This is a genomic window from Pseudoalteromonas sp. Scap03 (genome assembly GCF_013393115.1).
Taxonomy (GTDB): domain Bacteria; phylum Pseudomonadota; class Gammaproteobacteria; order Enterobacterales; family Alteromonadaceae; genus Pseudoalteromonas.
The window spans coordinates 49799-73397 of record NZ_VDEU01000002.1 but is presented as its reverse complement, the minus strand read 5'-3'; the positions used below and the strand labels follow the sequence as shown (position 1 = coordinate 73397).

At 39.4% G+C, this 23599-nt stretch carries 17 protein-coding genes; 7 read left to right on the top strand and 10 right to left on the bottom strand.

The annotated features are described in order from the left end of the window. Positions 1 to 28 precede the first annotated feature (28 nt). Positions 29 to 943, top strand: coding sequence for an NYN domain-containing protein (locus tag FHG08_RS15695; RefSeq protein ID WP_178957003.1), 915 nt, complete (start codon positions 29 to 31; stop codon positions 941 to 943). Positions 944 to 1308: 365 nt separating this feature from the next. On the opposite strand, the gene FHG08_RS15690 is transcribed toward FHG08_RS15695, so the two are convergent. The 3 genes from FHG08_RS15690 to dgt all read right to left on the bottom strand — a co-directional run bounded on the left by FHG08_RS15690 (position 1309) and on the right by dgt (position 5457). Beyond that, entirely contained in the window at positions 1309 to 2157 is an 849-nt protein-coding gene (locus FHG08_RS15690; RefSeq protein ID WP_178957002.1) for an ABC transporter substrate-binding protein, read from the bottom strand. 297 nt (positions 2158 to 2454) lie between these two features. Further along, complete coding sequence (locus FHG08_RS15685; RefSeq protein ID WP_178957001.1) at positions 2455 to 3900, bottom strand: hypothetical protein; 1446 nt, start codon at positions 3898 to 3900, stop codon at positions 2455 to 2457. 93 nt (positions 3901 to 3993) lie between these two features. Beyond that, complete coding sequence (gene dgt / locus FHG08_RS15680) at positions 3994 to 5457, bottom strand: dGTPase (protein ID WP_138605921.1); 1464 nt, start codon at positions 5455 to 5457, stop codon at positions 3994 to 3996. A gap of 153 nt (positions 5458 to 5610) precedes the next feature. On the opposite strand from dgt, the gene FHG08_RS15675 reads away from it, so the two are divergent. After that, on the top strand, positions 5611 to 6825 hold the full coding sequence (locus tag FHG08_RS15675) for an alkaline phosphatase family protein (RefSeq protein WP_178957000.1): 1215 nt from the start codon (positions 5611 to 5613) through the stop codon (positions 6823 to 6825). A 119-nt stretch (positions 6826 to 6944) separates the two neighbouring features. Here FHG08_RS15675 and FHG08_RS15670 read toward each other — a convergent pair whose 3' ends face one another. Beyond that, positions 6945 to 7688: a zinc-dependent metalloprotease family protein gene (locus FHG08_RS15670; protein ID WP_178956999.1), complete on the bottom strand. Its 744-nt coding sequence runs from the start codon at positions 7686 to 7688 to the stop codon at positions 6945 to 6947. 64 nt (positions 7689 to 7752) lie between these two features. Then, the gene (locus FHG08_RS15665) at positions 7753 to 8469 is read right to left on the bottom strand and encodes a hypothetical protein (protein WP_178956998.1); all 717 of its coding nucleotides are present in this window, start codon (positions 8467 to 8469) and stop codon (positions 7753 to 7755) included. A gap of 367 nt (positions 8470 to 8836) precedes the next feature. Between FHG08_RS15665 and FHG08_RS15660 the strand changes: the two genes are divergently transcribed. Beyond that, positions 8837 to 9994 carry a benzoate/H(+) symporter BenE family transporter gene (locus tag FHG08_RS15660; RefSeq protein ID WP_178956997.1) on the top strand — a complete coding sequence of 386 codons (1158 nt, stop codon included), beginning with the start codon at positions 8837 to 8839 and terminating at the stop codon, positions 9992 to 9994. Between the two features lie 162 nt (positions 9995 to 10156). On the opposite strand, the gene hemH is transcribed toward FHG08_RS15660, so the two are convergent. The 4 genes from hemH to FHG08_RS15640 all read right to left on the bottom strand — a co-directional run bounded on the left by hemH (position 10157) and on the right by FHG08_RS15640 (position 15262). After that, on the bottom strand, positions 10157 to 11176 hold the full coding sequence (gene hemH, locus FHG08_RS15655; protein ID WP_178956996.1) for a ferrochelatase: 1020 nt from the start codon (positions 11174 to 11176) through the stop codon (positions 10157 to 10159). A 73-nt stretch (positions 11177 to 11249) separates the two neighbouring features. Next, the gene (locus tag FHG08_RS15650) at positions 11250 to 12587 is read right to left on the bottom strand and encodes an HD domain-containing phosphohydrolase (protein WP_138605720.1); all 1338 of its coding nucleotides are present in this window, start codon (positions 12585 to 12587) and stop codon (positions 11250 to 11252) included. 81 nt (positions 12588 to 12668) lie between these two features. Then, the gene (locus FHG08_RS15645) at positions 12669 to 14081 is read right to left on the bottom strand and encodes a sensor histidine kinase (protein ID WP_178956995.1); all 1413 of its coding nucleotides are present in this window, start codon (positions 14079 to 14081) and stop codon (positions 12669 to 12671) included. Then, the gene (locus FHG08_RS15640) at positions 14078 to 15262 is read right to left on the bottom strand and encodes an FIST signal transduction protein (protein ID WP_178956994.1); all 1185 of its coding nucleotides are present in this window, start codon (positions 15260 to 15262) and stop codon (positions 14078 to 14080) included. Before FHG08_RS15640 ends, FHG08_RS15645 begins: the two co-directional genes overlap by 4 nt. Before the next feature lie 363 nt (positions 15263 to 15625). Here FHG08_RS15640 and FHG08_RS15635 point away from each other — a divergent pair, with 363 nt between their 5' ends. From FHG08_RS15635 to arfA, 4 genes are all read left to right on the top strand, one after another. Next, positions 15626 to 17635, top strand: coding sequence for an EAL domain-containing protein (locus tag FHG08_RS15635; RefSeq protein WP_178956993.1), 2010 nt, complete (start codon positions 15626 to 15628; stop codon positions 17633 to 17635). Then, a complete protein-coding gene (locus FHG08_RS15630) occupies positions 17632 to 18789 on the top strand; it encodes an HDOD domain-containing protein (RefSeq protein WP_178956992.1) in 1158 nt (385 codons plus the stop codon). The genes FHG08_RS15635 and FHG08_RS15630 overlap by 4 nt, the downstream gene beginning before the upstream one ends. A gap of 442 nt (positions 18790 to 19231) precedes the next feature. Further along, complete coding sequence (locus tag FHG08_RS15625) at positions 19232 to 21760, top strand: TonB-dependent siderophore receptor (protein WP_178956991.1); 2529 nt, start codon at positions 19232 to 19234, stop codon at positions 21758 to 21760. Between the two features lie 183 nt (positions 21761 to 21943). Beyond that, positions 21944 to 22144, top strand: coding sequence for an alternative ribosome rescue factor ArfA (arfA, locus tag FHG08_RS15620; protein WP_010389506.1), 201 nt, complete (start codon positions 21944 to 21946; stop codon positions 22142 to 22144). 364 nt (positions 22145 to 22508) lie between these two features. On the opposite strand, the gene FHG08_RS15615 is transcribed toward arfA, so the two are convergent. After that, a complete protein-coding gene (locus tag FHG08_RS15615) occupies positions 22509 to 23492 on the bottom strand; it encodes a helix-turn-helix domain-containing protein (protein WP_178956990.1) in 984 nt (327 codons plus the stop codon). Positions 23493 to 23599 lie beyond the last annotated feature (107 nt).

Genomic DNA, 23599 nt, shown 5'->3' with positions numbered 1-23599 from the left:
GCTCTTTGCCCTTATTTAAGGATTAAAAATGAGTTTAATATTTGCTGTTTTAGTTGATGGAGAAAATGCGTCTTATAACACTTATTCAGCGGTGCTCGACGAAGTTGAAAAATATGGCACGGTGGCAATTAAGTGGGTCTATGCAGATTGGACATCTGTACAACACAGTAACTGGCAGAACATACTACATAAAACAGCCTCTAGTCCCAAACAACAATTTCATTATGGTAAAGATGCTGCTGACTATGCACTGGTGATGGATGCAATTGAGCTTATAAATAATAACCAACGAATTAATGGAGTCTGTATTGTATCAAGTGACGGTGGCTTTTACAGCTTAGCACAGCGGATAAGAGAGAAAGGATTACACATAATGGCTATAGGTAATGAAAGCACGCCAGGGCGGCTTATTAAAGCTTGCCATAATTTTGTATTTTCAAAAAACTTAATAGACAGAGATGACTCAGAAGCTTTTAAAGACTTAAATACATTATTGATTACGGCTTATAAACGTTGTGTACAAAAGAATGAACCTGTTTATTTAGGTGACTTAGGTAGTGCGCTTAAAATGCTCGATTCATCGTTTGATTTTAGAAGTTACAGTGTTGCTAGCTTAAAGGCGCTTATCAAAGAGAAGCCAAATCTTTTTGAAATTGCAGAAGAAAGCCACGACCGCTGCTTTATTAAACTCGCTAAAGAACAGACCCCTAATGCTAAAGGCGGTATGTTTGGTGAGATCCGTATGTTCGATAAAAATCGAGGGTTTGGATTTATCGCCTCAGACTATGGCGATTTTCATTTCAGTGTAAGTAAGTTATCAGGCGGGATTGACCAATATAAAGTGGGCTCGCAAGTTACTTTTTATTGCTCACAAGCAGGTAATAGTGAAAGATTAAACACTAATAAGTGCAAAAGTGTTGAGCAAGTAAATCTTTATTTTTAAAAGCGGTGCATTTCGCGTCAGCAAGTTGTGCGTCTGCATTGATAAAGGCCGCGGATGTGTTCGTTGCCAGTCGCTTGTTGCTCGAAACCGAAATTGGCGTTTAAAATAATCACAGCTAAAACTGGTTTCTACGATTTCAACTTACCAATTAATACAATGAGGCAATTAAGCATGCTATTTGCCTCATTTTTTGAGGCGAATAATGGCGTGAAAGTAACGTAATTTAAAAGCGGTGTTTTTCGCGTCAACAAGCTTAACGGCTATGGTGGTAAAGGCAGCGGGCTTCGAGTGACGAGCAGCGAGCTTGTGCTAAAACCTAGCTCGTAGCCTGAAACCCGCGTTCCAAACAATAAAGCCCCGCCAGGTCAGTCAGCCAGGGCGTTATTTGTGGGCTGATAAGCGCCATTATCTAACGCATCAAAGTAGGCTTGATAAAGACCGTTTTGCTTAAATTTAAGTAATTGCTGATTAAAAATTTCAAGCCGCTGTTTACTGTATTTGTTATTTTTAGGGAACATCATAAAGCTTTGGTTTATGAGTAAAGCTTTGGGATGATGGTTAATAGAGCTAAATAAGTTAGGTAACTTACTGGCCAAGATGTAATAGCCGACGCTTTTTTCTTCGGCAAAGGCGTCAATTCTGCCCATAGCTAAGCGTTTAAAGTTTTGCTCTGTGGTACTTACTCGCGACATATCAAATAGACCCGCTTGTAGTGCTTTATCAAACTCTTCGCCATAGCTGTAAGCAAGCCCACCACCGAGTAATAAGCCTTTTAAATCGTTTAGGTTTTGCCAATCAAAAGGGCGTTTTTTGTGATAAAAAAATACAAAACGCTCGTTTAATACAGGTTCACTGTAAAAATAATCCTCAGTGCGTTGTTGTTCAAACATCCATACGGCGGTGGCTGCGTATTTATCATTAATGGTGTCGTGGTAAGCACGCGGCCAAGGTAAAAAGGTAAAGTTAACCTTAATATTGGCTTGTGCAAATAAGTCGGTGATCAAATGGGCAATTACACCTTGGTGAGGTAATGATTCACTCATAAAAGGGGGCCATTCGCCGGTACTTATATTTAAAGTAGTGGTGTGTGTGGATTGCTCGTCTTTAGGTTGAATTGCTTCAATTGCGTTACTGTAATCACTCACCAAAGCCATCAGAAAAAAAGATGCGGTAAAAATAAGGTATCTTAATTTAGCTGATAACATCACGTGCATATGTATAGTTTACTCCTTCTGAGCCATTAGGTTGAGAGTGGCGCTGTTTAAAAAGTAGGCTATTGTAGTGAGTGAAACTGAATGCACGCTTAAACTATACCAATCCGCAATAATACTTAATCATTTTACGGGGCTAAATATGTCGCTACCTGCGTTAAAAAATTCTTTTTTATAACAACTAAATAGAAAACTTTTGCCTAGCTATCAACGCGTTTTTCCAGCCTCAAAATAGACCACTTAATTAAGCGAATTGGTACTAGATTTAAAGCCACCTTTTAATAAGTACAGCGTACTCTATTATTCTTTTGTTTGCATGTTTTTTGCACGTTCTTCAGCTTCAATTAGTGCTTGTGATTTAGGGGCGCGTTGTTTTTCTTCTATTTTCGGTTTTTGCGGAGAATTTGGATCCCAACTTTCATCAAGCGATAAGTTAGCAAATGGGTTGCTGCTTTGTGGCGGGATATTAGGCTTAGTGGGTTCAACTGGCGATACTTTTACTTGTTCTGGTTTTATCGCACTTTTTTTAGTGGGTAAGGGGGCGTTGGGATCGAAGGTGCGTATTTCAGGCTCTTTAAAGTCGTGCTCGGTAGATGGCATTAACGGTGAGCGCAGTTGTTTAGGCGAATGTAAGTCTGCCTTTGGCTGTTGAGGCGAAATGGGCTCAGCTGCAATAGGTGCTTCTTTTTTAGTCGCTGGTACAGGCTCGCTAGGCTGATTAACCGGCTTGCGCTGTTTTTTGATTGGTTTGGCTTCAGGGTCAAAGTCTCTTACTTGTGGCTCTGCATGCTCGGTGGCATTTTTTATCCGTTCTAAAGTGGCTTTAGCGGCGGCTTCAAACTCTGCGGTATTCGGTACTTGCTTTACTTTAACGGTGCTTACTTCGCTTGCGTCTAACTCGACACTTTCGGTTGTTGTTTTTGGCTCGTTTTTGCTGGTATCAAGAGTCTTAGATTCATCAATAGCAGTACTACTTTGCTTGTCATCGCACTTAGTAGGAGGAGCAGCTAGTGGCATACTGGTTTCAGCAGACGTGTTATTTTGCTTAACATTGCGCAGGCGCATCAATACAACAACTCCAACTATTACCACCAAGAGTAGCGCCACACTGGGTAATACTAGCGACAACATGTTTGATTCTTTAGGGATTGATGAGGCAACGCCTTTAACTTGCTCAGTGGCATTTACAGTAACCGGCATGGCCGTTTGTAAAGGCTCTACCGTGGTTTTTGTGACAGCTGAAGTTGTGTTGCTTTGGGGGGTTGTATCAATGCTAAATTGATCATTTTTTAGAGCATCAGTTTGTTCTGCTATTGTTTTATTGGTTTGCGGCTCATTAGGCTCGGTAGTTGCTGCTGGTTCAGTTGTGTTCTGAGTGCGCTCTGTACTTTGATTGGGCGCTGTTGCTAGTTGCTGTATAAGCGGTGACTTAGCTTGCTCTTGCCCAATGGGGGTTACAACTGATGAAACAGGCTCATTTACTTGCTGTTTAGTAATTTTAGGTTTGGGTTGTTCAATAATAGGTTGCGCTTTAGGCTTTGCCGTTGATTGAGTACGTGTAGCCGGATTGCTGCAGTTTTTTTTGTAGTCGCGAGCAGCGTTACGGTACTTTCGGCTGGTTTTGTCATTGCTGTATTGCTGCATTTCTTGTTTTATAAGAATGCACATCGCTTCGTTGTAAGCGCCACTGCTAGCACTATAAAACAAAGCAAAACAAAAAAATAAGCAACTCAGTAACGGTTTCATAAAACTCAAAAGCGGTTAAGCATCAATGCCCTAATTTTAAGCGCAAAGTAAAAAATTATCTAGGGCTTAGCAATTTCACGATCTGAGCATGGCTTAGTCAATTACCATTAAGCTGCGGTACTCGTCGTAAGCAAATTGGTCGGTCATGCCGCTTATGTAATCTTGGATGAGTCTACATCTGTAATAAAACTCATAAGCCGCAAAGTGGTCGGGCTCTTCTTGCATGGCATTTATGGCGTGCTGATAGCTACTTAAATGTTTTTTAGAGAGCTTTTTAACTAATCGTGACTCTATTAATAAACGGTTGTCGCCATGTAGTGCGCGTTTAAAGTCGTCGCTAGTTAATTGTAGTAATGGCTTATAGCATTCTAGTAGGCCGTTAATAATACGATAGCCTTGTAGTTCGAGCTTTTCGACCTCTTTATGAGAAAATACATGCTCAAGTGCCACTTGTTTAAGGGCTTGGGTTGCAGCATGTAAGTAACTGCGATCTTCTAATAATGCATGATTAAAATCACCATGATAAATTGGCTCTATATTTTCAATAAAGCGTTTTGCGGCATGATTCACTAATGGATGCAGTAACGATACGCGTAAATAAATAAAAAATTCACTATTAAAATTAAAGGGCTGTGCTTGCGCGCGTTCAATAGCGTAATTAATTGCATCATCTACAAAGCTTTGGTGCTGGGTGTCGTTTAAGGCTAAGTTAATTAGCGCTTTTTGATACTGCTTTTTTAATTGCTCGCACAAATGCTGAGTGCTTATTATGTCTTTTTCTACCGCATCTTCTATGTCAGCCAAGCAATAAGAAATATCGTCTGCGGCTTCCATTATGTAACTGGCAGGGTGGCGGCAATGCGGCTCCATTTTTAGCTCTGTTTGTAGTGCTTCTATAAAGCTTTTTTCGCTGTAGTAGTAGCCTACTTTTTTCATAATGTAGTTTTTATTTTGTGGAATATCCTGCTTCGCTAAGCTGGCAGGGCGGGTATACTTTAAAATTGCTGCACTTTGGCTGTAGGTTAAATTTAGGCTGAGCAATGAGTGAATAATACGTATGCCTTGGGCGTTGCCTTCAAAACTGCAAATATCTTGCGCTAAATGTTTAAAAATAATGCCTATACTGCTATTAGCTGTTTGGCAACGCTCAGGCGTAATACTTGCCAAGTTAGCATTAAACCAATTATTAATGGCGGCCTCGCCAAAGTGACCAAACGGCGGGTTACCAATATCGTGCATTAGGCAGGCCATTTCTACTAGGGTTTCTAGCGGGCGTTCTAAGCCGGATAAACCATATTCTTTTTGCTGTTGGTAATTTAGATTGGCAAAAACACGCTGCACGATAAATCGACCAACTTGTTGTACTTCTAATGAGTGAGTAAGACGTGAGCGCACTGCTGCGTTGCGCTCAAGCGGAAATACTTGGGTTTTTTGTTGCAGGCGACGAATGGCTGCGCTGTTAATAATGCGGCCACGATCGCTCTCAAGCGCCATTTGTAAATTGGCCGTCGTGCGCTGCATACGCGCTGGGGTGATTTTGCTGCTGAAGTCGATCATGGCAATCCTTTTATTTTGCACGTTGGGCTCTTATTAAGTGCACAGTTATATTTTTTAGTGAGCCATCTTTAATCTATCAGCATGTATCATAAAGTAACAACTTGCTTTAGTATTATTTTTTATAAAATTAACATACATCTATAGGTGTTTAAAATGAAGTTGTGGATCACAAAGGCAGTCTATTTTTGCCTTTTATTAGGGATGAGTAATGCGTTTGCAGCCAAAGAGCAAACGGTTGTTATGATCTCAATTGACGGCTTGCGTTGGGATTATATTGAAAAGCACGGTGCACCCAATTTAAAAGCAATGGCTGAGCAAGGGGTTAGAGCACAAAAAATGCAGCCAGTTTACCCTACTAAAACGTTCCCAAATCATATTTCGGTGATTACTGGTTTACTACCCGTTAACCACGGTATTGTTGACAATAAATTTTGTGACAAAGCGCGCAATAATCAATGCTACAGCATGGGTAAAGGCCAAAAAGACAGTACTTGGGTACGTGGTACTCCATTATGGAATTTAGTAAAAATGCATGGGCTTAAATCGGCGGTGTATTTTTGGCCTGAGTTGGATGCGCGCTTTAATGGTATGACGCCAGACTACTATTTTCATTATTCCAAACAAGGTAACTACCAAGACAGAATTGACCAAATTGTACAGTGGTTAAGTTTGCCTAAGGCGCAGCGCCCACGTTTTGTAGCCAGTTACTTTTCGCTGGTTGATAGCATAGGGCATGAGTTTGGCCCAGATGCAGTACAAACACGTGACGCCGTTCATAAGTTAGATGCATTAATGGGGCAATTACGTACTCGCTTGAGCAAATTATCTCAGGATATTAATTTAGTCATTGTTTCTGATCATGGCATGGCAAAGGTTGATCCTGAGCAAAGCATTATTGTCAGCAGTTTACCTAAAGATGATAATTTTATTATTGTGAATACCGGACCTCGTTTACTTATTTATACTAAAAGCGATGCTAAAAATGCGGATATTGATGCATATAAAGCACGTTTACAAAAAGCGGCTAAGGGGCGTTATAGTGTTTTAAGTAGTGAGCAGCTTGAAGGCTACCATTATAATAGCGGGAGTAGAGTGGGCGATATTGTGGTGCAAACCAATGCGCCTGCGGTATTTAGTAACGGTACTAAGGCGCCTTATTTAGGTACACATGGCTATGCTTATAGTGATGATATGGCTGCCTCCTTTATAGCAGCAGGTCCTGCGTTTAAAAAAGGTGTAAGTATTGAGCTGGTGAATAATTTAGATATTTATCCTGTGCTTGCCAAAGTAATGGGGTTAACGCTAATGAGTGAAGTAGATAGCGATGGCAAAACTTTACTTCCTGCAATAAAAGCAGGTAATGATTAATCATCAAAAAAGAGCGCCGAGGCGCTCCGCAAGGGAAACTTAATTGGTGTAAATGGGTAATAATTTACCCATTTATTTAATGCTGATTCTTAGAATAAGCTCATTATTTACAATTGAGATTATTTAAAGTTGGCAATACTGGTTTTGGTATCAGTGACGGTACGAATAGCATATGCTTGGTTAGTCACACCAAATGGAATACCGTTTACGCTCCAATTTGGGTTTGAGAAATAATCGTACTGAGTCGCACTACCAAACACATGTGGGTAAGCCATAATACTGGCAAATTCATTTTGTACGCCGTGGCCCATGCCATCAACGTATACACCGCCACTAGTTGCGCCTTGTTTACGAGAGTGTGTCAGGCCTTGATTATGACCTAGTTCATGTACGAATGTTGTAGCACCACAATCAACAGCTGTAATTGAGTACATACGATCGCTCATTGAGCTGTATAAATTGCCATTTGTGCCTTGACCAACCCAAGCAATACCACATGAAATTAAACCGCTACCCGCACTTTGGCCTGTACCTAGTACGGCTACCATGTCTGCTTTCCAATCATTACGTAAACCATTTACATAGCTGCTATTTGTCACGGCGTCTAGCCAATCTTCCGAAGGGGTTATTGCGTGGCTACCTAAGTTTTGAGAGCCCACTAAACGCAGTGTAATATCAACGCCATTTTGGCTATATACTTGATTACTAAAAGCAATAAGCTGGTTAATCTTAGTATTAATATTGCTGGTAGCGGCAGCTGATTGGTCGGTATATAAAATACCGATATCAATTGTTTCTGCTGATACTGTGCTTGCTGCACATAATGCTGTTGCAATAGCGGCTGTTGATATTATTTTTTTCATAGTCGTATTTCCTTTTTTTGTAATTGCAGTTTTACTGCTGTGTCGTCTTTGTTTAGATTAAAAATTAAATAGAGGGTGACTTTTCATCACTGGGTGCAAACGGATCTCCACCATCAGTATTTTTTGACGAGGGTTCACTTACTTGGTGTTCTATATGTGATTTGTATAAGTCACGCTTTGCTGCAATCCAGCCATATTGTCCTTTGCTTTCAAAAACATAGTTACCACTTGGGGCTGTAAATTGACCATATACTGCATCCTTGCCAACGGTTAATATGGTGGTGTGCATTGCTCCATTAGCACCAATCACTTGGCCAACAATACTTTTATCGCCGTTACTTGCACTGGTAACGTTAGTTATTTCAGCGCTGTAGGTTTCTGCGGTTTGCGGTATAGCGAGATCAAAATTATCCCCTGCTTTAAGGGCTTTAAGTGCTGCTAAATTAAATTCTATATAGGCTTCATTTTGTAAATCGGTAGGCAGTACTTTTGCCGCTTTAAGTATTTCTTTGGCCTTAGTTGAAGGCTTATTTATTGCATCAAACGAGTCTTCAGTGTCGGCTAGTTTTTCTTTTAAGGGTTTGACTGTAACAGGGTCTTTACTCATATCAATTGGCAATGGCTTACGTGTTTGTTTTACAAACTCAGAATCAACAGGGACGATGTCTACGGCAATAGGGGCTACTGCCTCCTTATCGATTTTTTTCTGATTCTCAAGCAGCGTATAAATGGCAAATACAGACAAAGGAATAGCGATAATTAAAACAATGTAACGTTTCATCTGTTTCTCTTTTAGGGTAATTAGTGAAATAATTGTTAAGTTTTATATTAAAAATAGGATGAGATCAAATTTAAATTGTAACCATAAAGTGTTAATGGGGTTTTTTATAACTCATTGTAAGTATTTACTTTGCCTTTTTTTGGTATGTGTTTTTAGCTTAAAAATTACGGCTTTTTACAGCAATAATGCGCTCTGCGGCTTGTTTTTAGGTACGCGTTTATTTTTTTAATGGCAATGATTTTGATAGGCAAAAATTGATCAATAAAAAAATTTATTAACGTGATGTTTTTTCATATTCATTATTCAAAATTGCAATGTAAAAATAGGCAAAGTATGTTGTAACGTTAAAGCATGAAATGAGGGAATTATGGCAGGGACTGATCAATTACTTAGTCGCACTATGGCGGGACTTGTTGCCGTTATTATTGGTTTTTCAAGTTCGATAGCATTGATTTACCAAGTGGTGATCACTTTAGGTGGCACACCTGACCTAGTGGCAAGCTGGATATTAATGCTGGGCTTGGTAATGGGCAGTACCTCTATTGTGTTGTCGTTTTATTATAAAGTGCCGATTTTAATTGCATGGTCGACCACAGGGGCTGCACTACTGATTTCAAGTGCTCAAGGCTATAGCTTACATGAAGCCGTGGGCGCATTTATGCTCTCAGCCTTTTTGGTGCTGGTGTCGGGAGTAACCGGGTGGTTTGAAAAAATTATGAACCGTATTCCTAGTGAACTGGCTTGTGCCATGTTAGCGGGAGTATTAGTGACATTTGGCATTGATGTGTTTAACTTTATGAACGATATGCCATTAGTTATTGGTTTAATGGTGGTGGTGTACTTTATTGGTAAGCGCTTTTTTGCCCGTTTTGCGATGCTAAGTGTGTTGCTAGCGGGTATATTTTTAGCCTGGTATGTGGGTAATATCGATACCAGTACCGTGCATTGGCAAGCCAGTAGTTTTGCATATATAGCGCCAAGCTTTAGTTTGCAGGCATTTGTAAGTATAAGCATTCCTTTATACATAGTAACTATGACCTCACAAAACTTACCCGGTTTCGCTATTTTGAAAGCACATAATTATAAAGCGCCTATATCATCGTCATTAACTGTGACCGGGTTAATAAATTGTATGACGGCTCCCTTTGGCACTTATTCCATAAATTTAGCAGCCATAACAGCGGCTATTTGTATGAGCGAAGAGGCTGATAAAGACCCTGATAAACGTTATTGGGCAAGTATTGCTGGTGGCGTGTTTTATATAATTATGGCGCTATGTGCGGCTATGTTAGTGGCAATTGTGGCAAGCTTGCCACAAGCATTGGTGTTAGCGTTGGCGGGTATTGCTTTGTTTGGCACTATTGCCAATAGTTTACAGCAGTCTTTGCATAGTGCTGAATATACTGAAGCGGCTATCATTACTTTTTTAGTCACTGCCTCAGATTTAACTTTATGGTCGGTAGGCTCTGCCTGCTGGGGAATAATAGCCGGGGCAATCACATTAATAGTGACACGTAAGCGCTAAATTAGGTATTAAGTACGGGTATCGGGTGTCGAGCAACGGGTTTAGCACTGTGTGCGCGAGGTAAACTCCCACCTACCGTCAACCACCGCGCTTGGCTAGTGTCTGCCTGAAACCTGAAACCTGAAACCTGAAACCTGAAACCTGAAACCTCGAACCTTTGCTTTAAAGCATTGGCTTTAATACATCGAACATGGCGTCTATATGATCGTCACGATCGTTTAGAGCTGCAATGTATCGGTATTTCTCGCCGCCAGCTTCTTCAAAAATTTCGCGGTTTTCACCTTCTAATTCTTCAAGTGTTTCTAGGCAGTCGGCGCTAAATGCAGGGCTTATAATTGCGATATCTTTAATTCCTTCGCCAGGTAAGCTCTCAAGAGTTGCATCTGTATATGGTTTTAACCATTCAGCTTTACCAAAGCGACTTTGAAAAGTAGTGATCACTTTATCTTTGTCTAGCCCTAGTTTTTCAACCACTAATCGTGTTGTTTGTTGACATAGGCAATGATAAGGGTCGCCATTATCTAAAAACTGTTTAGGCATACCGTGGTATGAAAACACCATTTTTTGTGGCATTCCATGTTTTTCTAAATCTTCACTAATACTATTAGCGAGTGACTCAAGGTACGCTGTATTTTTGTGATACCCGTTTACAAAGTGCAGCTCTGGTACCCAGCGCCATTTTTTTAATACATTGGCAACTGCGTCGAACGTAGAGCCTGTAGTTGGGCTTGAATACTGCGGATAAAGTGGCAGCACAATAATACGGGTTAAACCTTTGTCTCTAAGCTCTTCAAGGCCCGCTTCGATTGATGGGTTACCATAGCGCATCGCCATAACCACTTCGGTGTTGGTATAGCCATGCTGTTTTAATAAGGCATTTAATTTAAGGCTTTGCTGGCGCGTAATATGAGTTAGCGGCGAGCCATTTTCGGTCCATATACTCTTATATAACTTAGCTGAGCGTTTTGGACGAATGCGTAAGATAATGCCATGGAGAATTATCATCCACACAATGCGTGGAATTTCTACAATGCGTGGATCAGATAAAAACTCACGCAAGTAAACACGTAATGCGCTTGCTGTGGGGGCATCTGGGCTGCCTAAGTTGGTCAGTAATATTCCCGTTTTTTGGTTAAAACGCCCGTCGTGGGGATTATCGGTAACGGCAGAAAATCGCGACACGTTGTGCTCCTTCAAGCAAAGTTATTAATTTATTTAAGCCCATTGTAACGAATAAAAGAGCAATTTAGATCAATCATTTAGCCGTTTTAACCATAATTCTAAACGGAGTCGGCTTTTTGGCTTCAAGTTGTTGTAGCTTAACAATCGATTTTGAATTGAAAACATGCTCTTTGGGTAAAAGCATAATGCCTGTATGGCTGTGTAGTGAGTTTGCCAGTGTCATATTTTCTTCAAGCTCTTGAGCGCAAATTATTTTAATTGAGCCAATAGAACTATCAGAGGTAATTAATTTAGTATGGCTTGCTTCAAGTGCATCGACAATACGCGGGTGATATAAGCTACCACTATTGGCCTTAATATTACCGAGCGCCGCCTCATGGCGTTGTTTTGTTGTAAGTAATGGATCGCTTTGCTCATAATGCTCCCAGTAATCGCGAGCTACGCTGAGCACCATAGCACCAATTGGAATATCGTTTTTAGCAAGTCCTTTGGGGATACCTTGGCCGTTGTATCGCTCGAACTGGTGATAAATTGCATCAGAAACATCGCTCAAGTGAGTCGCTGGCATGAGCATTAATTGTGAAATACTCGGGTGGGTGTAAAACGTTTTGCGCTGTACTTCATTAAGTTCGTTAATAGGTTTGTTGTAAAGCTCAGGATCCATTGCAAGTAAACCAATTTGAGCTAAATATCCTGCAATAGGCGCAAGCGTGATACTTCTTTGCGATACATTAAGGTAACGCGCTATTTGCGTGCATGTGCCGGCAATGTTCTCTGCTCTTTTACCATCGAGATACGGATTTGCATTAATAAAATTATAAAGCAGTTCAACAGTCGATTGATGCTCTCTTTTTTCACTTTCATTAGCGACTTCTAGTTTTTTTAATACACTTCTAATTTGATTTGTTCGTTTATCGACCAGCTGCTCTAAATTAGTATTGAGCTCTTTTAGTTGCTGGTTCTGAGATTTTACATGCTGTTGTAAAATTTCATTTTGCTTTTTTAGTCTAAATTTTTCTACGCCTGACTGGATTACACTTACTAAGTGATCATTTTGCCAAGGTTTTTGCACATAAGCATGAATACCCCCTTCGTTAACCGCACTGATTGTTGACTCTAAATCGGAAAAGCCAGTTAACAAAATGCGTTGGCTATCGGGGGCGAGCTTTCTGGCTTTGGCTAAAAACTCTGCCCCGCTCATGTGTGGCATGCGCATGTCGCTTATTACGACGTCAAACTCTTTACTTTGCATTTTTTCAAGTGCATCTTGGCCATTGGTTGAAACACTCACATCAAATTTATATTGACGAAGTAAGCGTACTAAAGATTTGAGTACATTAGCTTCATCGTCCAAGCATAAGATGCTCGGAGGCTGTTGATTTAGCTGTTCTAATTGGGCAATGTCTGTCATTTATCTTCTTACCACCAACATAATTATAAGTTTAATTTAGTCTAAGCTTTGGCTGTAAACAACTGATAATGTATTAAAAATTCACTCTTTAGCGATTTTTTTTGCATTTAAAATACTCAATGCATCGTCAGTTAATATTGGTTTTTTAGGTAAGGTAATATTAAAAATAGTGCCTTGATTTATCTTACTTTTAACACTAATTAGGCCACTGTGTTGTTCTATTATTGCTTTACTTATAGCAAGCCCTAACCCTGTGCCTTGGCCAATTGGTTTTGTAGTAAAAAAAGGGTCAAAAATTTTATTTAATTTGTCCTCCTTAATTCCACTACCATTATCGGCAATCGTTATATAGGCATTTTTTTTATCGGCTTTAGTAGTAATAGTGATCACCCCAACTTTGTCGCAAATAGCTTGAGCGGCGTTAAAAAATAAATTTAAAAACACTTGGGAGAGTTGGGTCGAACGACCAGTGATGATGATTGGTTCTGTATTGTAGTGCTTTTCGACCTTGGCACTGTATTTAATTTCGCTCCAGGCAACACGTAATGTATTATCAATAAGCTCAGTTATATTTATATCGCCAATTTTAGTTTGATCTGGATGAGCAAATTGCCTTAACCCTTGAACAATCTCTTTAACACGATCAGCCCCTTCAGTCATTTCAGCAATGATATCGCTTGAGTCTGATTGTAATCCATCAAATTGAAAATGTTGTAACAAATCTGCTAATGTTTGCTGCGTTATGACACTCTCTGTTTTAAGAGCGTTAATGAAATGGCTAAATTGCTCAAGGTTGTATGCCAAATTTTGAATGTTACTAACTATGTAACTTAAAGGATTATTTATTTCGTGCGCAACGCCTGCTGCCATTTGCCCTAACGAAGCCATTTTTTCAGAGTTAATTAACACTTGCTCGATGTTATTTTGTTTTTCCTCCATTTCTTTTTGTTTAACAAGTAAGTTTCGTTTTTCAAATTGTGAAATCGTATTACCTGCAAAACTGACAAAGCGCTGCATTAAAGTAATATCGTGCTGATTAAACGCGCCAATTTTTTCAGAAAAAATATAGAGCTGGTAGCTCTCTGTACTTGTATTTACTGGAGTGGTGAGCATGGCATATTGCGAATGCCAAAAAGGGTCGGTTACTTGCCAATTAGGGAGTTGATGTAAGTTAAATATATTTTTAATATTTCTATCGGGTCTATTAAGTACTTCCAGCTGGGTAATTATTGCATCGCTATTCGGATGCGACGCTGTAATTAACGTAGCCATTACATCTTTTGGATTTATTTTAATTAAAATAGCCGCAGAAAAGGCAATGGCCTGATGCAAAATATCAAAAAACTCAGTGAGTAAGGTTTCTGTGTTGTCGTTTTTTAAGATTATATCTAGACCATTTAAAATCAAGCTATTAAAGGCACGGTTTTCTTCAAGTGCTAAATTATGAACTTGTAATAAGTGTAGCTTTTCTAACAGTATTTCATTGTTACTCATATTGGGTCACCAAAAATTTCGCATGAGATCATTAAGTTACCATGTTTACTGGTCGCATCGCTGAATGTCCCGAGCTCCCCGAAAGTAAAGCCTATAATAAACGGAATAGTGGGAAGTTGTGTTTCAATAGATTGCTTTACTTCGTGCATTGCCTCTTTAATTGATAGCATACAACCACCGCAAAAAATAATAACACCACCGGTAATATTTTTTATAGCATGGAGTTCTGCCAATTTAGTTAATGAGGTGACAACCATATCAGCTCGCTTTATTAATTGCTCTGGGCTTCCTGAGGCAAGGTAAACCGTATCGCCAACATGTAGGTTAGAAAATAATTCTAACGATCCATTTTTTGCTATAGCTGGATGACTTAACAATAATCGTGGGATTTCATCATCTGAAGCAAAAGCTCTTGATAGCGGGGTCATTGCTGATTGGGCAAGTATATTTCCCGCTTTTAACTGTCCAAACCCTAGGTTTTTACGCCATTGATTATAAACATCAAAAGCGGGCTGATTATCGATTGTTTTTAATAAACGTCCTTCAATATTGGTAACTATGCCCTGCTGGTTGGTTATATCGTAGCCTGAACTATAAAAGCCGAATGTTTCTACAGACGGATATAACACCGCAATGATAAAACCTTGTTGGTATACATTTTTAGTATCGCTGAAACACCACTTTGCCGAAATGTCGTTATCAGCGCAACTTCCTCCAAAAACAGGTATACGCTGCCCAATAGCATCTTGGATTCCTTGTAGCACTAGTTCTTCGTTCCCTGGGACTTGAAAGCACCAGACCATTTTTGGGGCGAGTCCTGTTTGGCCTGCATTAGCAATAGCTCGGAGTACAGTGTTAGCTGCATTTTCTCTTAGGTTATTAGTTGTATTGCAACTGGCAATTCCATAATGACCCGTTGAGTCTTTGATAGAGAATAAACTAATACTTTGCTCATTTAACGATAAATTTTTTTCGGTTGATGAGCCAAGACAGGAGGAGATGATTAAGCAATTTTGAGTGTTTTTTATCACGTTGGGCTGGCTATTATAAAGATATTTAATGGTATCGGTTGTAGCAAACCCGAGCAGTAAATCGGGACTGTTGTTTGTAAACTGACTTACAGGTTTGATAAATTTATCTATATCGCTGCCGTGAGTGTGAAAAGTTTCAATGGCGAACATAGATGCCCCTTGGTAATAATAGCCACAACGCTGGATGTTTTTAACTAAAAATAATCACTTAGAATTTATTCTAGACTATTATTATATAAAGTGAACTGGATGGCTTATTTTTAAAAAGTATCATTTTTGTTTAAGTTGTATCTAGTGATTGCAATCACTTATTAATGATAGAAACCTTAAACCAATATAGGTGATCTGAAAAGGTATCAGTTAGATAGACAGTTACAGCTAAGTGGCATTATTGCGTATGTAGTTAGATACAACATACTTGTGCTGATGTGAACATTTTTGGTTGCTTAGCAAAGGGTACTTAGAAGAACAATCAAGTTAGCAAGAGTACAACCCCATTTTGAGGTGTAGATAGTGGCTTTGCGAATTTTATTAGTAGACGATGAACTCAATGTATTGAAATCTTTAAAGCGAGTACTTGCTCGTTCTGGTTATGATGTGCTGACGGCATCCTCTGGTTTTGAGGCACTTGAAATATTAGCGGCTAATCAAATTGAGATAATCATTACTGATTTTAGAATGCCAGAAATGAACGGCGCTGATTTATTACGCCAAGTTAAAAGTCGCTGGCCTGATAGTGTAAACCTAGTACTGAGTGGGTATGCTGATTTTAAGTCTGTGGTTGAGTTACTGAATCAGGGGTTAGTATTTCGTTTTTTAGAAAAGCCATGGGTCGATAGTGAGTTACTTGAGAACATCAGCGAAGCGAAAGTTAAATATGAACAGCGCCGAGCAAAAAGAGTAAGAGATCAATTATTAATGGGCAGTATGTCTGGCTTAATAGAAATAGACAATAACGGTATTATAAATCGTTTTAATGCACCTGCAGCTGAAATTATTCCAGATATTCATTTATATGAAAATAAACACCTCGCTTATTTAGATACAGCTCAAAACAAATCAGTAAGTCAGTCATTTGTTGATAAGAAAAGCAGTACACTTTTTATTAATTATGCACACGCCTCTGATCTAGCTAAAAACGAAGAAGTTATGATAGAGCGTTGTTTAAATGATGATTATTTTCAACTCTTAAAATTATCGAGCAACTCAAATAGCATGAGTAACATTTTTCAACTTACTAGAACACAGTCGGTGGTAACCAACGAGTCTGAATTTTATCACCATTTAACGCTGTGTGAAGCGAATAAAAAATGTTATGCCTTAGTTTATATAGGTATTGCCCAGTTTCAATTAATTAATGATTTGCTAGGTGCAGAAGATGGCAACCACCTTATAAAATTGGTTTTGAAAGTGTTAAAAAGCGTATCGGAGAAATCTGTCAAAGTTTTTCATAAGAGCGCCGATCGATTTGTATTATTTGTTCCGGAAATTAAATCTGATAGTGAAGTTTTAAGTGATTTAAATAAAGCGATTGAGCAGTTAAATAAAATTCTACCCAGAAAATATATTGACGCTCATGTGCAGCTATATGGTGTGTATGGTTTGTTTCCTGAGGATAATTTAGAAGGAAAAGAACTCGTAAATCAGATGCAGTTGACGTTGAATTATCAATTAGGTGAGCAGCAGCGTATTTTTTCCCGGTTTGATCCTCAGCTAGTAGCCGACTATAGAAAGAATTTTGAGTTAAGCCGTTTATTACTAATCGCGGTAAATAAAGATGAACTGTCACTACGTTTTCAGCCAAAAGTTAACATTGAAACAGGACAAGTACACAGTGCTGAGGCGCTCATTCGCTGGTATGAGCCAAGTAAATATGGTTGGGTTCCTCCTGCTCATTTTATTCCGATTGCTGAATGTGATGGCCAGATAATACCAATAGGGCGTTGGGTTATTTCTCAAAGCTGTAAAACGCTAAAATATTGGGGTGATAACAATATAGGTGTGAACGTGTTGGCTATTAACTTATCTGCTAGGCAATTAAAAGATGATCCCGGTTTGATTGACTATGTGCTGGAATGTTTAAGCTGCAATGGTTTAGAGTCATCACAGTTGGTTTTTGAGTTAACAGAAACCTATTTGATAGAAGATTTTTCTGCTTGCGAACAACAATTAAAAAGGTTAAAAAAGTTAGGGGTTAAGCTATTGATTGATGATTTTGGCGTGGGTTATTCATCACTTGGTTACCTTTCTAAACTGCCAGTAGATGGGGTTAAACTGGATAAAGCGCTTATTACTGATATTGAATCGTCTTTAGCGATGCAAAGTATGATTCGTAATATTACGCGTATGTCTCATGATCTCAGCCTTATAGTGATAGCTGAGGGAGTAGAAACTGCCTTTGAATGCGAAGTAATTAAAAAATTAGGCTGTGACTACATACAAGGTTATTACTATTCGCAGCCTTTAGAATCAGATGATTTTTGTAATTATTTAAACCATGCAAACACTCAAGGTGCTAAATGAAAGCGATTAAAGTAATCATTTTAGATGACGATGCTTTTTTATTAAAAGTATTGCAAAGAACTATTCATCGAGTATTCCCAGAGGTTGATATCATAACGACTGCGGATATTGATGAGTTTTGGCAACTTTTAAGTGCCATAAAAGACGTTGATTTAGTATTGAGTGATTATTTAATGCCGCAAATGAATGGGCTGGATATTTTAGAGCAATGCTCTTCAAAGAACCCCTATCCGGTTAGAGCATTACTTACCGGTGATATGAGGTTGAGTACTATGATACAACAACCTAATATTGTTCATGCTTATCTTGCTAAACCGTTTAATGAGGCAGACATAGCTGCACTTTTTAATAATGTGGCGGCGTTAAAGTCATTGCCTTTTGCTTATAATGTGCGTAGACAGTTAGGGGCTATGATCAGTTTTCCTGTTTATCCTCTTATTTTAAAAGAGCTCAGAGACTTAGTACAAAGCGATGAATTTGATTTACATGATATTGCCCATGTTGTTTCTCAAGAGCCAATAATAACGGCTAAATTGTTACAACTTGCAAACTCCGCTTATCTTGGTTTTGTAAGGCCAACATCGTCAATAGATGAGGCTGTTTCGAGGCTCGGTACCACGATATTAATGGCTATCACCACCTCTTTATTGGTTGCTAAAAACTTTGAATCGTCTATTCCTGTTGATGTGCATGAAAAGCAATTGAATATAGCGGCGAATTACGCTAGTTGTGTTAAGGATTTTGCAAAGCTGGCTGGTTTTAACTTGCATGATCAAGAATTGTTATTTTCAGTGGCGTTATTGAGTTTTGTCGGCAAGATCATTTTATTATCTCAAGCTCAAAGCGATGTGTCAGATGAGCATGCGCAAACCATCAGCGATGGATACGTAAGTGCCAATTTTATTTCTGCCTACGTTTTAAAGTTATGGGGATACGACACAAAAATATGTAACTTATTAATGAGTTGCCACGATTTAGATGGCACTGATGATAATGAGTTAACTCTGTTTAATCACATGTTGTATATAGTTTGGCAAATTATTTTTGACGAGCAACCCCCCATGCAATTACGTGCATACTGTGACTCAAAAGGCGTAGACCCTTTACTTTGCCATGTTATTAGTGAATTTGATTGGCATAGTTATACATCTTAAATAGGCCCTATATAAAATAACGTATAATAAACGGGCTGTTCTACACAACCACCTATTTATAATCTCTTCTGAGTTCCCTTTCTTATTTTTTATTATCTACTTTAGTCTAATAAAAACCGTATAAAACGTTATTGTAAGTACGTTTTACGCTCAGTGCGGTATGAAAAACATACAACGTTGATGTTTTTAATAATTATAAAGAAAATCCTTATGGTTAACATTGCATTAACTTCTGTGGGTGAGATATTAAATTGCTAATTTGGGCGTATTTTGAGCTTTTAAAGGTGTTATTTTCCTTTTTTTAAAGTTATTTGCATTCTTATGCCAATTTTGTCAAATTTTTTGTTTCTTTTTGTTTGTGTATGTTGCTAGGATGTTGGCAAGGGGATACATGCATATACCCTACACACATTATAAGAATACACAAAACAGGGTCATCATTATGTCAACATATCGTTTAAACACCTTGGCTGTAGCAGTTGCTTTTGCCTTTAGTGCGCCAAGTATGGTTAATGCACAAGAAGCGCCAACTAAAGCTGAAAAAAATATCGAACAAATATCTGTTTTAGGATCGCGAGTTTCAAACCGTACAGCCACTGAGTCATCATCACCTATTGATTTAATTGACGCAGATGATTTAAACAAAGGCGGCTTTACCGAACTTGGGCAAAGCTTACAGGCAACGGCGCCGTCATTTAACTTTTCGCGAACACAGGTTTCTGATGGCTCTGATTTATTTCGCCCTGCTACATTACGCGGCTTACAACCAGACCAAACGCTGGTTTTAGTAAACGGTAAACGCCGCCATAATCAATCTATTTTTGGTTTAACAAGCACTGTGGGCGGTGGCTCTGCCGGCACTGATATGAATGCGATTCCACTAATTGCTTTAAAAGGTGTTGAAGTGTTACGTGATGGTGCGGCGGCTCAGTATGGCTCTGATGCAATTGCAGGGGTTATCAACTTATCACTTAATGATTCAACAGATTTAACCACCGGTTACGTACAATATGGCGAAACGGCAGAAGGTGATGGAGAAACAATTTCAGCCGGTTTAAACCGTGGTTTTGAATTAGGTAATGAGGGCGGTTTTATAAATTTATCGCTTGAGTACCGTGATGCAGATAAAACTAACCGCGCAGAGCGAGATACGGGTGGGTCACTTAATGTTGCACCAGGTACTTTATCTGACGAAGTACGTTGGGGACAAGGTAATGCAGAGAGTGAATTCACTTCGGTATTTTACAATATGGCCCTGCCAATGGGTGAAGGAGAGCTTTACTCATTTGGTGGTTACTCTGAGCGCACGGCACTAGGCAACGGCTTTTACCGTAACTTTAATGAAGCGTCTAAAAACGTAACGCAAGTTTACAGCGATGGTTTTTTACCGCAAATCGACAATGAAGCACAAGATATTTCGGTAGCAGTTGGTTTTAAAGGTGAAATTAACTCTGATTGGACCTACGATGTTTCTGCTGTTTACGGTGAAAATCAATACGATTTTACCTCACGAAATACTTTAAATGCGTCATACGCGGCGGAGTATTTATTTAATAATCCGGGTGCAAGCGATGCCGATATAGCCGCGAATGCTGGCCCAACAGAGGGTTATTCGGGTGGCTTTAGATTTGATCAAACAACGTTTAATGCAGATATAAACGGAATTGTTGATATTGGTCGCAGTGAGCCTGTTTATGTTTCAATTGGCGCTGAATACCGTAAAGAAAACTATGAAATTGTACCAGGTGAGGTGGCATCATACGCATGTGGAGCAGCCAACACGGATACCTCATACCCATCGGTGAACGATCCGAGTCAATTTGCACAATGTGGTTTTCAAGCTTATAACGGTCTTCGTCCTGAAGCTTCAAACAAAAGCGATCGTGATAGTTACGCAGTATATGTAGATGCAGAAACCATGTTAAGCGATGCATGGAATGTGAGCGGTGCTCTTCGCTATGAAGATTTTTCGAATGCGGGTGACGACATCATAGGTAAAGTAGCAACACGTTATGAATTTAATGATGACTTTGCAGTACGTGGTGCGTTATCAACGGGCTTTAGAGCGCCATCATTACAGCAAAGTGGTTACACTGCGTTTACCACTAACTTAGGGTCTGACGGCACGTTAAGTCAGTCGTTTACTGCGACAACGGGCTCTGCATTTCCTGCTGCTTTAGGCGTTGATACATTAAAGCTTGAAACATCAACTAACTACAGTGCCGGTTTTGTTTACGATGTGACCAGTGATTTATCGTTAACGGTGGATTTTTACCGTGTAGAAATTGAAGACCGTATTACATTAGGCAGCTTGTTATCGGCTGATGATGTGGCGTTTAGTCCTGAGGCGGTTGCTGCTCTGCAAGCAACGGGTGCGGTGCAGGCGAATTACTTTTCAAACTCAGTGAATTCAACCACTCAAGGTGTGGACATTATTGCGTCATACCGCACTGATTTATATGACGGTAATTTTTCTGCTACGTTTGCGGGTAATTTAAACGAAACTCAAATTGATAGTGTGAATGCAGCTCCCGGCATTCCAAAAAGTGTAGCACTTGATGACATTCAAAGTAGCTTTTTAACCGACGGACAACCGGGTGAACGTGCGACGCTTACCTTTGATTATGAGCGTGATGCCTACAGCGCAATGATCCGCTTTAATTACTTTGGCGAAACTGATGTGAAGTACTTTGGTAATGACCATATTGAGCTTGCAACAGATGGCTCGTTTAAAGCGACGAGTACCGTAGAGACTGCAGTACTCGTAGATTTAAACGTAAGCTATGAAATTAATGAGATGTTTTCGTTATCGGTTGGAGCAGACAACGTATTTGATGAAACACCGGATGAATTAGGTGATGATGAAGTACTAAATGCGATCTCAAATGGGGCATTTAAATACCCGCTACGTGCAGTACCATACGGTTTTGATGGCCGTAGTTACTATGCAAAACTAAGCTTTAGTTTTTAATTTTTAATTTTTAGGTTAAGTTAAACCAGCAAAGGCGCCGTTTTAAACGGCGCTTTTTTTATGCTTAAAAAACATTGAAAAAGACATTAAAAATGGTTGCATGCTTGAAAATTAAGCATACAATCGCCATCAATATCAGTGTGGGATATGTATCCCTCTCATTTTACTAATAGGAAAAAACAAATGGCTAAAAAAGGCAAAGCAAAAGCGGTTAATAAATCCGCAGTAGACACCGGTCGAGGAGTGATAAAGCACAACGCATTGGCGGCACTGGTAACCTCTAAAGTATTTAAACCGCAAGTGGTTAAAGCTAAAAAAGGTAAAGGTTCGTTTAAACGTAACAACAAACATGCAGGACAAGAGTCCTATTTAATCGCGGCTTAATTAGCACCGATCAAATAGGGCTTTTGACTTACCGGAATAAGGCTGGCTTCGAGCGACGGGTTTCGAGTCACGAGCAGCGAACACAACCTAGCACCTTTAGCCTTCTCTTTCCGCGCAGCGTCTCATGACCTCTTTGTGAATTAATCACTTAAAACATGTTTGCACAAAGAGAAGTGAATGAGGAGTAAATGAGAAGGCAACGGGCTTCGAGTGACGAGTAGCGAGCTTGTGCAAACAGTCTAGCACCTAGTCATATCAGCCCTTAAATCTATTCTTTCAGCGCAGCGCCTCCCGCAGCTCGAAGCTCGAAGCTCGAAGCTCGAAGCTCGAAGCTCGAAGCTCGAAGCTCGAAGCCGTACCCTCGTTATCCATGTATTATCGATTTAGAATCTTTCAGGTAAGAAGCATGGTTGCTAACTGTTTGCGAAGGGTTCTCACCAAATAATTGTGTGTAGTCTTTGGTAAATTGCCCTGCATGCCAAAACCCCCAATTGGCAGCAACCACAGAAATGGGTTTATCTTGCTTTGCTAATTTTAGCTCTCTTCTAACATTATTTAATCGAGTTAAACGTAAAAACCGCAGTGGGTTTATCCCTAAAATACTCTCAAAACTATATTGTAAGGTACGCCTGCTCACAAAGGTGAGTTCGCATAATTGAGTAATTGTTACCGTGTTTTGTGGATGCGCTTTTATATAATCTTTAACTTTATCAACGACCGCTTTGCGGTGTTTATAACTGGGAGCGATGCGTTGACACGGAGTCTGTTCGTTTAGTAAATGTAATACCAACATATTAAGCATATCTTGCTGTAAATCGGCATTTAGGCCAAAAGCGTTGTTGCTAACCATACTGTTTATTATACTCCGGGCACTTTTTAGCATGGCGTTGCATGTTGTCAGTCGCTCAGTATCTGAAGACGTTATATTTTTTAAGTGCATCCCTTGTATCTGAGCCATATGTTCTAACGATTGCATGTCTATTACTAAACCATAAATATTAAACTGCTCAGGTGTAATAAGCTCAAAGTTACTCTCACTAGTGCGACACATAAATTGATTACTTGCCACATTTAAGCCATTAATTTTGCTCTGCTGCGACTGCTTTGGGATCCCAAGCCAAATAGATCGTGGCGCTATTGCGCATTGTTGGTGAAGAGCACGCTCTGTGTATTCTTCAAATGCATGAATATTAGAATAATCCACGCTTTCTATACACCCAAAAAATCGCCCATCACTGAGCTGATCATATTTTTGCTGCCACTGCGTTAGATTATGCGCTTGCTCATCTATATCTTGGGTATGCACCATGCTCTTTTGTGGTGCGCTAGCTAAATCTTGCTGCGTCATAATGGAGTTACTCTTTGCTTTTTTATTTTTATTAAGATTAAGTTACCACCTGTAACTATAGTTAACTATATGAAATAAAGCTAAAAATGAAGATTTGCCAAAATTCG

Coding starts and splice junctions, on each gene's coding strand:
- FHG08_RS15685 (WP_178957001.1), bottom strand. CDS start 3,900: ATGAAACCGTTACTGAGTTGCTTATTTTTTTGTTTTGCTTTGTTTTAT.
- arfA (WP_010389506.1), top strand. CDS start 21,944: ATGGCTAAAAAAGGCAAAGCAAAAGCGGTTAATAAATCCGCAGTAGAC.
- FHG08_RS15670 (WP_178956999.1), bottom strand. CDS start 7,688: ATGAAAAAAATAATATCAACAGCCGCTATTGCAACAGCATTATGTGCA.
- FHG08_RS15615 (WP_178956990.1), bottom strand. CDS start 23,492: ATGACGCAGCAAGATTTAGCTAGCGCACCACAAAAGAGCATGGTGCAT.
- FHG08_RS15640 (WP_178956994.1), bottom strand. CDS start 15,262: ATGTTCGCCATTGAAACTTTTCACACTCACGGCAGCGATATAGATAAA.
- FHG08_RS15695 (WP_178957003.1), top strand. CDS start 29: ATGAGTTTAATATTTGCTGTTTTAGTTGATGGAGAAAATGCGTCTTAT.
- FHG08_RS15675 (WP_178957000.1), top strand. CDS start 5,611: ATGAAGTTGTGGATCACAAAGGCAGTCTATTTTTGCCTTTTATTAGGG.
- FHG08_RS15690 (WP_178957002.1), bottom strand. CDS start 2,157: ATGCACGTGATGTTATCAGCTAAATTAAGATACCTTATTTTTACCGCA.
- dgt (WP_138605921.1), bottom strand. CDS start 5,457: ATGATCGACTTCAGCAGCAAAATCACCCCAGCGCGTATGCAGCGCACG.
- FHG08_RS15625 (WP_178956991.1), top strand. CDS start 19,232: ATGTCAACATATCGTTTAAACACCTTGGCTGTAGCAGTTGCTTTTGCC.
- FHG08_RS15650 (WP_138605720.1), bottom strand. CDS start 12,587: ATGACAGACATTGCCCAATTAGAACAGCTAAATCAACAGCCTCCGAGC.
- FHG08_RS15630 (WP_178956992.1), top strand. CDS start 17,632: ATGAAAGCGATTAAAGTAATCATTTTAGATGACGATGCTTTTTTATTA.
- FHG08_RS15645 (WP_178956995.1), bottom strand. CDS start 14,081: ATGAGTAACAATGAAATACTGTTAGAAAAGCTACACTTATTACAAGTT.
- FHG08_RS15660 (WP_178956997.1), top strand. CDS start 8,837: ATGGCAGGGACTGATCAATTACTTAGTCGCACTATGGCGGGACTTGTT.
- FHG08_RS15665 (WP_178956998.1), bottom strand. CDS start 8,469: ATGAAACGTTACATTGTTTTAATTATCGCTATTCCTTTGTCTGTATTT.